Annotated in this window: 11 protein-coding genes; 9 read left to right on the top strand and 2 right to left on the bottom strand. The window is 58.4% G+C overall.

Features of this window, described 5'->3' with window-relative positions; translation table 11 throughout:
- Together dnaE and ACIREA_RS04655 are read left to right on the top strand one after the other, a co-directional pair.
- Positions 1-2,643, top strand: a 2,643-nt coding sequence (gene dnaE / locus ACIREA_RS04660; RefSeq protein WP_397381041.1) for a DNA polymerase III subunit alpha, incomplete at its 5' end; no start/stop codon positions are given.
- A 101-nt stretch (positions 2,644-2,744) separates the two neighbouring features.
- Positions 2,745-3,881, top strand: a complete 1,137-nt coding sequence (locus ACIREA_RS04655; RefSeq protein ID WP_397381039.1) for a transposase — start codon at positions 2,745-2,747, stop codon at positions 3,879-3,881.
- An 85-nt stretch (positions 3,882-3,966) separates the two neighbouring features.
- Here the strand turns inward: ACIREA_RS04655 and def are convergent, their stop codons facing one another.
- Positions 3,967-4,530, bottom strand: coding sequence for a peptide deformylase (def, locus tag ACIREA_RS04650; RefSeq protein WP_397381037.1), 564 nt, complete (start codon positions 4,528-4,530; stop codon positions 3,967-3,969).
- Between the two features lie 97 nt (positions 4,531-4,627).
- Between def and ACIREA_RS04645 the strand changes: the two genes are divergently transcribed.
- The 4 genes from ACIREA_RS04645 (at position 4,628) to ACIREA_RS04630 (ending at position 8,832) form a co-directional block, all read left to right on the top strand.
- Positions 4,628-5,863: a nucleoside permease gene (locus ACIREA_RS04645; protein WP_397381035.1), complete on the top strand. Its 1,236-nt coding sequence runs from the start codon at positions 4,628-4,630 to the stop codon at positions 5,861-5,863.
- 18 nt (positions 5,864-5,881) lie between these two features.
- The gene (locus ACIREA_RS04640; protein ID WP_397381033.1) at positions 5,882-6,505 is read left to right on the top strand and encodes a family 16 glycoside hydrolase; all 624 of its coding nucleotides are present in this window, start codon (positions 5,882-5,884) and stop codon (positions 6,503-6,505) included.
- A gap of 109 nt (positions 6,506-6,614) precedes the next feature.
- Entirely contained in the window at positions 6,615-7,943 is a 1,329-nt protein-coding gene (locus tag ACIREA_RS04635) for a dipeptidase (RefSeq protein ID WP_397381031.1), read from the top strand.
- An 82-nt stretch (positions 7,944-8,025) separates the two neighbouring features.
- Entirely contained in the window at positions 8,026-8,832 is an 807-nt protein-coding gene (locus ACIREA_RS04630; RefSeq protein ID WP_397381029.1) for a hypothetical protein, read from the top strand.
- A 136-nt stretch (positions 8,833-8,968) separates the two neighbouring features.
- Here the strand turns inward: ACIREA_RS04630 and ACIREA_RS04625 are convergent, their stop codons facing one another.
- Positions 8,969-9,784: a sugar phosphate isomerase/epimerase family protein gene (locus tag ACIREA_RS04625; protein ID WP_397381027.1), complete on the bottom strand. Its 816-nt coding sequence runs from the start codon at positions 9,782-9,784 to the stop codon at positions 8,969-8,971.
- Between the two features lie 113 nt (positions 9,785-9,897).
- On the opposite strand from ACIREA_RS04625, the gene ACIREA_RS04620 reads away from it, so the two are divergent.
- Genes ACIREA_RS04620 through ACIREA_RS04610 form a run of 3 tightly spaced genes read left to right on the top strand, consistent with a single transcriptional unit; the run spans position 9,898 to position 11,179 of the window.
- A complete protein-coding gene (locus tag ACIREA_RS04620) occupies positions 9,898-10,188 on the top strand; it encodes a hypothetical protein (RefSeq protein ID WP_397381025.1) in 291 nt (96 codons plus the stop codon).
- A gap of 58 nt (positions 10,189-10,246) precedes the next feature.
- Positions 10,247-10,450, top strand: coding sequence for a hypothetical protein (locus tag ACIREA_RS04615; RefSeq protein WP_397381023.1), 204 nt, complete (start codon positions 10,247-10,249; stop codon positions 10,448-10,450).
- A 30-nt stretch (positions 10,451-10,480) separates the two neighbouring features.
- Complete coding sequence (locus ACIREA_RS04610) at positions 10,481-11,179, top strand: DUF1573 domain-containing protein (protein ID WP_397381021.1); 699 nt, start codon at positions 10,481-10,483, stop codon at positions 11,177-11,179.
- Positions 11,180-11,197 lie beyond the last annotated feature (18 nt).

Here is an 11,197-nt window from a genome sequence, read left to right as displayed (position 1 = left end):
GTAGATGCTGATTATGTAACGTTTGAATCGATGCGTTATCGCGACAAAAAAGACCGGGTGTTCTTCGACATCCTGCAAAGCATGAAGACGCTGACGCTTTTACACGAAGCACATCCGGGCAAAAGAAAGGGGGATTTTTCTTTTCACGATTATGGCGTGTTAACGAGTGTTATTTCTGCTGGTGAAATGAATGTTATCAATACTATTCACGCAGAATGTGAATTTGAATTCGACTTCAAAACATTACGTTTTCCGCGTTATTCACCAACGGATGGGAGCACACCTGCGGCGATGCTGCGCCGGCTGGCGCATGAGGGGCTGAGGCGGCGGTATGGGAAGCGGTCGCGGCAGCATGAAGCGCAGTTGCTGGAAGAGCTTTCGATCATTGCTGAGGTGGGGTACGAGGAGTACTTCCTCATGGTCTGGCAGCTGCTGCAGGAGTGTGAACAACTTGGCATTGGATGGATCACCCGGGGCAGTGCGGCGGACTCCTTGGTGTGTTACGCTTTAGGCGTTAGTAATGTTTGTCCGATTCGTTTCGATCTATACTTTAAGCGTTTCCTCAACCGTGATCGCATGGCGCTGCAGAAGCTGCCGGATATTGACATCGACTTTGCGCATGATCGCAAAGATGACGTGGTGAAGTTACTGTTGAATCGTTACGGATCTGAGCATGCGGCCATCGTGGGAGGGTTCAATACTTTCCAGGCTCGCTCTGCATTTGGGGATGTGGCCAAGGTACTGGGGGTGGCTGAAAACGAGATCCGCCGGCTGACCGAGCACATGCCTTGGACCGATGCGCGGCATGCGGCGGACGCGGTGGCGCTTTCGCGTGAGTGTGATCTTTCGGCCTGGCAGGAGGAGCCAATGCGCACCGCCCTGCTCATGGCCGGAATGATGGATGGACTGCCCCGCTATGCCAAAATGCATCCCTGTGGCGTGGTGCTGTCACGCGACCCGATCCGCGACCAGACGCCCACTTTCATCAGTGGCAAGGGGTGGCCGACCACGCACTTTGACATGGATGCAGTGGAGGCCGTGGGGTTGATCAAGCTGGATATTTTGGCGCAGGGCGGACTTGCCGTTTTGCGGGACACCCAGATCACACTCCGATCCCAAGATCAGGCTTTGGATCTTTTGGCGCTGGAAGTCGGCGAGGCGGGCGGCACGGAGGCGCCGCCCCGGGAGGCGGAAGTGGAGCCGTGGAGTGATCCGGGCATTTGGCAGATGATCGCCAGCGGCAATGCGCGTGGCGTGCATCATATAGAGAGCCCTGCCATGATCGGCCTTTCCTGCATGGCCGATGTGCGGGACATCGACCGACTGGTGGCCATCGTGTCCGTGATCCGCCCTGGTGCGGCCAATGGCCTCAAAAAAGCGCAGTTTGCGCGACGGGCACAGGGGCTGGAAAAGGTGGACTACCTCCACGAGAGTCTGGCCCCGGTGCTGAGATCCACCTTTGGCGTGATCGCCTACGAAGAGCACGTTTTGCAAATTTGCGAGGCCTTCGCGGGGCTGGCGCCGGGCCGGGCGGATGTGCTGCGCCGTGCACTGGTGAAGCAGGATGCAGCCAAGATTGCAGAGATTCGGGGTGAATTCATTGCTGCAGCGCGGGTGCTGGGGCGTGAGGATGGGATCATCGCCCAAGTGTGGGAGCTTCTGGCGAGGTTTGAGGGGTATGCGTTCTGCCGTGCGCATAGCACTGCCTATGCGGTGGAGGCCTATCAGGGGGCCTACGCCAAATATTATCACACTGCCGAGTTCATGGCGGCGGTGCTGACGAACGGGAAAGGATTCTACTCTGCGCTGGTGTACACCCTGGAGTGCCGGCGGCTTGGCATTGGATTCCTTTCGCCGTGTGTGAATGTGCTGAGCGAGGCGTTTGGGGTTGAGCCAGTGAGTGCCGAGCACGGCACGCCTGTGCCTTCCATGGTCAAGGCCATCCGCGTGCCCCTACGGTGCATCAAGGATGTCGGTCAGGCCATGCTGGAGCGCTGGCGTGGTGAACTGGGGCGTTCCCCCTTTGTGAACGTGAGGGATTTTTGCCAGCGTGTGCGTCCTGCGGGCACCGAGATTTTAAATCTCATCCGAGCCGGAGCTTTTGATCGGCTGGGGGACACGCGTACGGCGCAGTTCTGGCATTGCCTGCACGCGGCCAGCGATAGCACTGCCGGTGCGGACTGGTTGTTTCGAAACAGTGAGTCGGCGGTTTTGCGAGCGACCTGCCGCGAAGAACCGACGCTGCAGCAGAAGCTTCACGATGAAGCCGAACTGTTTGGCTACACGGTCAGCGGCCACCCGCTCGATCGTTTTCCCGAGGTGGATTGGCGTACTTATTGCCCCATCGCTGAACTGCACCGCTACCCGAATCAGCGTGTCACGGTCTGCGGGCTCATTGTTGTCACGCGCTCGCATGTGCAGCAGAACGGGCAGCCGATGAAGTTTATCTCGATCTGCGACCGCACCGGCATCGTCGAGTGTGAGATTTTCGCTGCTGCCTATCGTGCTTATGGTCTCAATACCGCTCGCTACCCCGTGGTACAGATCACCGCTGAGGTGAAACCGTTTGAGAGCGGGCAGGGGTTTACGCTGGAGGTGCGGCGGGTGGAAAAGGCACGAACGTTGGCTCTCGCGTCACAATAAGGGGTGGACAATCTTTTTGGGTGGCGACTAGCATGCTGCTAGCAAAATAATGCCAGGCATTTAGTTTTGACGGCGCTCATTTTCTGCTCATTTTTAGCGTTATGAAAGCAGCCCAAACAACTGATTGCCAGAATATACTGCTTGAGGAGCAGCTTGTGGGAGTGAATGCAAAAACGGGGCTTTATCCTGGCGCGCGTTCTTGGTCAGGTGGGCGGCATCGGATTCTGGGGAGGGGGCCGCTGGAGTCTTATTGCTATCATGTGATGTCGCGGACGTGTGGCGGGGAGGTGTTCTTTGATGACGTGGAGAAGGAGGCGCTGCGGCGCGTGATCTGGCGCATGGCGGAGTTCTCGGGGATCAAGGTGGTGACCTACTGCCTGATGAAGAATCATTTCCACCTGCTGGTGGAGGTGCGGCATCGGGAGATGTGGTTGCAGAGATTTGAGGGACCGGATGGCGAGACGAAGTTGATGGAGCATCTGAGGATTCTGTACAGCCGGGCCTATATTGGTCTGCTGCGGGATGAACTGAGCGATCTGCGTTCACGTGGTATGACGGTGATGGCTGAGCGGCGTATTGAGGGGCTCAAGAAGAGGTTCTGTGACCTTTCGTTGTTTGTGAAGGAGGTGAAGGAGCGTTTCAGCCGGTGGCTCAACAAGAGGCGCGGGCGCAAAGGGACGCTGTGGATGGATCGCTTCAATAGCGTGCTGGTAGAGGGCAAAGGGGAGGCGCTGCGCACGATGGCTGCCTACATTGATTTGAATCCGGTGCGTGCGGGGCTGGTGAAGGACCCGAAAGACTATCGCTGGTGTGGGTATGCGGAGGCTCTGGGGGGCAGTCGCAGGGCGCAGCGTGGCCTGTGCAAGGCGCAGGGAAAGCCGGTGGATGGCTGGAAGAGTGCGGGCGCTGCGGAGGCGTATCGGTGCCTGCTGCATGCGGAGGGTTGCGAGATCAAAGATGCGCAGAACGAGAAGGTGCTGAGGCGAGGCGTGAGTGCGGAGTCGGCGCGAGCAGTGCTGTCGGAGAAGGGGCAGCTGAGTACGGCGGAGCTGGTGAGGCTGCGGGTGCGCTATTTCACTGACGGCGTGGTGCTGGGGAGCCGGGAGTTCGTGGAGGAGATCTATGAATCGCAGAGGGAGCGGTTCAGTCCGAAACGAAAAGAGGGTGGCCGACGGATGACAGAGTCAGAGGTGCCCTTTTACACATTCCGTCGATTGCGTGTCCAGCCCTTGGGCTAGAATGCTTGGTGGGGGCGTTTTTAGATAACCGAACAGGGTACCCCGATGGCGGTATAATCCTGCTGCAGGGTGCCTTCTTATCCTCTTATTCGTCGTCCTCTTCCCATTCCTCCATCAGGCGGGCGAGTTTGCGCTTGATGCTGACTTTGGCGACGGCGTTGAGGCGGTCGATGAAGAGGATGCCGTTGAGGTGGTCGATCTCATGCTGGAAGGCGCGGGCGAGGAGGCCGTCGGTTTCCACGGTGACGGTTTTGCCGTCGAGGTCGGTGTAGGAGACTTTGATCTGGCTGGAGCGGCGGATGTCGCCACGGAGGCGGGGGAAGCTGAGGCAGCCTTCTTCGCCGATCTCCTTGGCGCTGCCGAGGTCGAGCTGGGGATTCATGAGCACGATGGGCATGTGCTGGGGCATTTCCACTTTCTCGCCGTTGATCTTCATGAAGGTGATGCAGTCGGGGTTGTGCGAGACGTCGATGACGGCGAGTTGCACATCCACGGCGACCTGCGGGGCGGCGAGGCCGACGCCGTTGGCCTCGCGCATCGTTTCCAGCATGTCGGCGGCCAGGGCGCGGATATCGGACGTGACTTCAGTCACGGGGCGGCATTTGGCACGGAGCACGGGTTCAGGATAGCGGACGATTTTACGGACCATATCCTTCTTTAATATCACCGGGTTTTCACCGGCTCAAGCCGGGAGTGGTTTTGTCCTTGCCAAGATGTGGCGGTCTCCCTAGCCTCGCGGCCTCCCTATGACTGACACCGCAGCGCAATCATCCATCAAGATTAAATTGTTCCTCATGATGATCCTTGAGATCGCGATCTGGGGAGCCTGGCAGATCAAAATCTTCTCTTATATGACGATGCTGGGGTTTAATCCCGATCAGCAGTGGCTGGTGGGCAGCGCGTTTGGCATCGCGTCGATTGTGGGGATCTTTTTCAGCAACCAGTTCGCGGACCGCAACTTCTCGGCCGAGCGCTTTTTGGCTTTCAGCCATGTGATCGGCGGTCTGGCGCTGATCGCGACGGCGTTTCAGACGTCCTTCTGGCCCTTCTTCGCCTGCTTCATCACCTATTGCCTGCTGTATGTGCCGACGATTTCGGTGACGAACTCGCTGGCTTTCGCCAATCTCAAAGACCCGGCGAAGGATTTTGGCTTTGTGCGCATGGGTGGCACGATTGGCTGGATCGTGGTGAGCTGGCCGTTCATTTTCCTGCTCAGTGAAAAGGCGGGCGCGTCTGAGACGAAGTGGGTGTTCATCGTTGCTGGCATCATCTCGCTCGTGCTGGCTGTGTTCAGTCTGACGCTGCCGCATACGCCGCCGCGCAAGGATGTGGAGGGTATGGACAAGGTGGCATGGCTGAAGGCGCTGAAGCTGCTGGGCAATCCCTTTGTACTGGTGCTTTTCATTGTCACCTTCATCGACTCTACGATCCACAACGGCTACTTCGTGGTGATCGACGGATTCCTGCAAAAGGTGGGCATCTCGGCGAACATGAGCATGGTGGTCAGCAGCATCGGCCAGGTGGCGGAGATCGTGACGATGCTGATCCTGGGAACGGTGCTCAAGAAACTCGGCTGGAAGACGACGCTGATCATTGGGATCATCGGTCACGCGGCGCGCTTCAGCATCTTTGCCTTCTTCGGCACGCCGGAAAACCAGTGGCTCATCATCGCGGTGCAGGTGCTGCACGGCATCTGTTACGCGTTCTTCTTTGTGACGGTGTACATTTTTGTGGATGCGGTGTTTCCGAAGGACATCCGCTCCAGTGCGCAGGGTTTGTTTAATCTGCTGATCCTTGGCATCGGCATGGTGGTGGCGAGCAAGATTTTCCCCGAACTGGTGGTGAAATACACCGTGAATGGCGTGGTGGATTACCATCAGCTCTTCCTGGTCCCGACCGGCATGGCGCTGGCAGGCATCGTGCTGCTGGCGCTGTTCTTCAAGCCACCGACGTATGGGCCTGAGGGCGAGGTGAAACATTGATCCCCTGTTGAAGTCCTTATGAAACGCATCGTGCTTCTCTGTTTCGCCCTGGCTACCATGGTGCATGGGGCGGACAAGAAACCGAAGGCGATGCGCTTGAAGGGGGATGTCATCTTCGCGGATGACTTCAAGGCTGAGAAGCTGGACGAAAAGTGGGTGTATGCCAAAGGCGCGGAGGCGGCGAAATTTGAGATCGTTGATGGCAGCCTGCTGATGGATCAGGCGGCAGGCAAAGGAGCGGTGATCTGGCGGGCCTTTGATGCGCCGGCGCAGGATGTCTCAGTGCAACTGCTGGTGAAGCCTTGGGCCTGCAGCTGGATTGCTTTCGGGTTTTATACTCCAGGGGACCGCCCTGGCGCACAGCGGAAGATCAATGTGGCCGTTACCCCGAAGGGGGCAGTGGTGGTGCGTGATGTGGAAAATCAGAAAGTACTGAAGTCTGCGAACACTCGCATTGAATCCACCGAATGGCAGCGGGTGGCGTTTGAGTCGAAGGGTGACAAGATCACCGTGCAGGTGAATGACCAGGTTGTTCTGGAGCTTAAGACGGAGCTGACCCAAGGCGAAAAGGGCGGGGTGCTGCTGAACCTCTATGGAGGCAAGGGCAGCGTGGATGAGATTGAGGTGAAGAAGTTGAAGTGAGGGCAGGAGGGGGGGCAAGGCACGACTCTTGATCGTGCTTGACCGTTGACCGCGAACTCCATGTCGCTTTCATCGTTTGAGTCTCGCTATTCATTCCTCATTCCTTCTTATGAACCCACCCGGCCTCGACAATCTCCTCACCTGCCTGCGTTTTCCTTCTGTTTCCACCGACTCCACGCGGCGTGCAGATGTGCGTGCGTGTGCTGAATGGCTGCTGAGCAAGGTGCGTGAAATGGGGCTGACGGGCGATCTGCACGAGACGCCGGGGCATCCGGTGCTGGTGGCGAAGAACAATCACATCGCCGGACGTCGCACGGTGCTGCTGTATGCGCACTATGATGTGCAGCCTGTGGAGCCGTTGGGGGAGTGGAAGTCGCCGGCGTTTGAGCCGACGATCCGTGATGGTCGCATTTTCTGCCGGGGAGCCACGGACAACAAAGGGCAGCTCATGGCGCACATGCAGGGGCTGGCGGAGACGCTGGAGAAACATGCAGATCTGCCCGTGAATCTGACGCTGTTGTTTGAGGGTGAAGAAGAAATTGGCAGTCCGAATTTGAAGCCTTTTTTGGAGCAGCATCGGGAGATGCTGAAGTGTGATGTGGTGGCGATTTCGGACACCGGCATGGTGGCTCCAGGCGTGGGGACTTTCACGTATGGGCTGCGAGGCATCGCGTGCATGGAAGCGAAGATTCATGGGCCGGCGATTGACCTGCACAGCGGTATTTTTGGAGGAGCTATCGCGAATCCGGTGACGGCCATCGCACGACTGACGGCAACGCTGCACGATGCGGAAGGGCGCGTGATGATTGATGGATTCTATGATGGCGTGCGTCCCATCGCCGACTGGGAACGCAAGGCGTGGGCTGAGCTGGGAGATGGTGATGCGGAGATGCTGGAGCTGACGGGATCACCCGCGTTGTTTGGCGAGCCGGGCTACACCGAGCGCGAGCGCCGCTGGGCACGGCCTACGGCTGAAGTGAACGGCATTGGTGGGGGTTATCAGGGGGAAGGATCGAAGACGGTGATCGGGCGTGAAGCTTTTGTGAAGCTGTCTTTCCGTCTGGTGCCGGACCAGCATCCTGATCTCGTGCTGAAACGTGCCGCTGAACATTTGCGGGCGCATCTGCCCAAGGGCGTACGGCTGGAGATCACGCCCGGCCATACGGGCATGCCGTATCTGATGGATCCGCATTCGGCGCTCGGCACCGCTGCGCAACGTGCCTTGAAACAGGTGTTTGGAGAGAAGACCGCGCTCATTCGTGAAGGTGGCAGCATCCCCATTGTGCAGGCGTTTAAAGACGTGCTGAATGCCGACACATTGTTGCTGGGACTGGCGCTGCCGGACTGTCAGGCACATGCGCCGAATGAGAACTTTCCCATCGAGAATTTCGTGGCGGGTGTGCGCTTGAATCAGGCGCTGCTGGCGGAGCTGGCGTGAAGTTTTTTCTGCAAACTTTGCAACCAATCCAGCGGGGGTCTGTTTGAGACGTCGTGCTTCACTAACCAAACACACGCACGACATGAAACTCAAAAAAACACTTCTCTACGGGTTCAGCATCTTGAGCCTGACCTGCCTCTCCACCGCTCAAGACGCACCCAAAGGACCACCTCCAGATGGTGGCCCGCCCGGGGCACCTCCTCCTGGCGGACCGCAGGGTGGCCCGCCTCCCGGCGGCCCCCAAGGAGTCCCTCCTGGTGGTGGTGGTGATCCTGCCGCGCGCGCTGCAGAGCTCATCAAGCGCATGGACACCGATGCCGATGGCAAGGTGAACAAAGAGGAATTTGCCGTCATGAGCCGGAAGATGAGCGATGAGCGTTTTGGCCAGATGGATGGCAATTCAGATGGCTTCATCGACCAGGAAGAAGCTGGCAAGATGGCGCAGCGTGGGGGCGGTCAGGGCGGCATGCGCCGTCCCGAAGGCGGTGGTCCTCCCGGTGGTGAGGGTGGCGGCTTCCGTCGTCCACCTGGCGGCGAAGGTGGCCCTCCCGGAGGATCTCCCGGCGGCCAACCTCAAGGCCAGGGCATGCGCCCGGGTGGCGAAGGTGGTCGTGGACGCGGCATGTTTGGGGACCCCAAGGAAAACTTCAAGCGCATGGATGCAGATGGCAACGGCAGCGTCTCCGAAGAGGAGTACCTCAAGGCCATGGAAAAAATGCGCGAGATGTTCCGCGGTGGTCAGGGTGGTCCTGGCATGAATCGTCCTGGTGAAGGCGGCGGCCCTGGTGGCCCACCTCCTGGTGAAGGCGGCTTCCGTCGTCCACCCGTCGAAGGCGATGCGCCGAAGGGGCCCGCTCCGGCTCCTGACAAACCCAAGGATCCAGCGTAGTCGCGGCGTCTGATTTCAATCAATCACAGTGCGGGATGGCCGAGAGGCCATCCCGTTTTTTGTGAGACGGACCCATGTGTGCGTCGAGGTGTTGCGGCGCCATGGGATCGACGGGCAAGCGTGCCCATCGTACTTATTAGAGGCCCATCACCTGCTGCAGGTATTGAATGCTCTGGCGTGCGATGGTGGGGGCGTCGGGGGTGTAATCGAAGACTTCGACCGACAGGTAGCCGTCGTAGTTGGTCTCGCGCAGGGCGGCGATGATGGGTTCGTATTTCACTTCGCCCTGGCCGGGGCCGCGGAGATTGGGGTCGTTGGTGTGGAAATGGACGGTCCATTCCTTGCTATCACGAATGATGTCGGGGATGGGCTTCGTTTCATCGCTCATGGCCTTCACATCGAGGTGCAGCTTGCAGGAGGGATGGTCCACGAGCTTGCAGAGGCGGATGGTTTCTTCGGCGGTATTGAGGAAATTGGTTTCCTTGCGGCCCAGGGGCTCCATGGCGATGACCACGCCGTATTTGCCGCATTCCTCGGCCACTTCGCGCACGCAGTCGGCGGCGCGGTTGAAGGCGTCTTCATAGTTCCATTCCGGCAGGATATTGCGGGCCTTGGGGCTGCCCCAGACCATGATGCGGCCGCCGGTGGCACCGCAGAATTGAGCGAGGTGCCGGCCAAACTTGACAGTTTCTTTGCGCTGGAGGGCGTCGGGCGTGGTGATGTGAAACCACGTCGGCTTTGTCAGGAGCCAGTGGAGGCCGAGGATTTCCAGACCGAAGGATTTGGCTTTTGCGCAGAGGGTGAGGGCCTCCTCCACGGTCAGTTCGCGGGGGTCTTCCTTCAGGGTGAAGGGGGCCAGCTCGATGGCGTGATACCCTGCCGCTGCGGCGTCCTCACACATTTTTTCAAAGGTCCAGTTCTGGTAGGTCTCGTTGCAAATCGCGAATCGCATAGGCGGGCAGGGTGCGCGGGCATGGGCTTGACGTCAACTTTGGAGGTGGTGCTCAGTGACGCTGAATATCTGCTCGCATAAACGCCGGAAATGCGTCATCTTTAAGTATGGCCATGACCACACTGACGCCCACGAGTGCACGTTTAAACCTTTCCAGCCTGCTGCGTCGGGCGCTGAAAGGCGACGATATTGGCATCGTGCTGGACGGGAAAATCATCGCGCTCCGCCCAGTGGAAGTGGAAGCCACTGACTATGCGATGCGTGAGTATGGCGCGACTGAGAGTGAACTGGCCGACTTTGCAAAAAACGTTCATGGCAAAATCGAAAAAGAGGGGAAAGCAGGAAACCTCCGAGAGTTCACCGGCGACATCGAAGCCCTCGTTGCGGGCAAGAGTCACCGCTGATCTTCTGGACCAACTCCGTCAGCGTACCAAAGCTGACCGCAAGGTGATCGGCGAGGCGATGAACTCCGTGCTGGCTGCATGGGGGCACCCGCACCTGCACTCCGGCATCAGCATCCGCCGTCTGACAAAAAATATCTTTGAATGCCGTGTAGGTCTTGAGGAGCGGCTGGCTTTTGTCTTTGTCACCATGCCTCCTGAACTGGTGTTCTTTTTCATTGGCAACCATGATGAAGTTCAGCAGCTCATTCGCTCGCAGCGATAGATTTGACGCCAAATTGTGCTATATTTGCATATGCCAGCCGCCCGACTTACCCTTCTACTATTTGCGTTCGCCGCCTCGGTGCATGCCGAGCTGTCTCTCGACGTGCCTGCGATCGAACTGAAGCCGAAGCCGGAGGACGAGGAGGTGGAGATCACATTCAAGTTCCGCAACAAGGGCGACAAGACGGTCAAAATCCTCGGGCTTGAAAGCGCCTGCAGCTGCCTGAGTGCTGAACTCGACAAGGCAGAGTACAAACCGGGTGAAGTCGGCACCGGCCACGCGTCGTTCAAGGTTTCCACGTTTGTGGGGAGGCATGAAAAATTTGTTACGGTCAATACCGACGACCCCAAGCAGCCTGACTGGCAGATCAACTTCATCCTTGATGTGCCTGCGGTCGTGGACATCAAGCCCAAGAATCTCCAGTGGTCGATTGGTGATGCTCCGGCGCCCAAGGCCTGCCAGGTCAAATTCGTGGGTAATGAACCGATGAAGATCGTCAAGATCACGTCGACCCGTGAAAATGTGGAGTTCGACTGGAAGGAGATCAAGGAAGGGCGGGAGTATCTTATTACGGTGAAGCCTAAAACCACGGAGGAGGTCACGATGGGGGCGCTCAAGATCGAGACCAACAGCACCATCGCCAAATACCGCTACCAGCTCGCCTTTTTCACGATCACCCGGAAGCCTGAGGCTCAGCCTGCTGCTGCCACGGCAGAGACCAAGCCCTGAGCTGCTGCTGTATGTTTT

The sequence above is a fragment of the Prosthecobacter sp. genome (genome assembly GCF_044373815.1).
Lineage (GTDB): Bacteria > Verrucomicrobiota > Verrucomicrobiia > Verrucomicrobiales > Verrucomicrobiaceae > Prosthecobacter.
The sequence above is the reverse complement of the archived record's forward strand: the minus strand, read 5'-3'. Positions and strand labels throughout refer to the sequence as shown.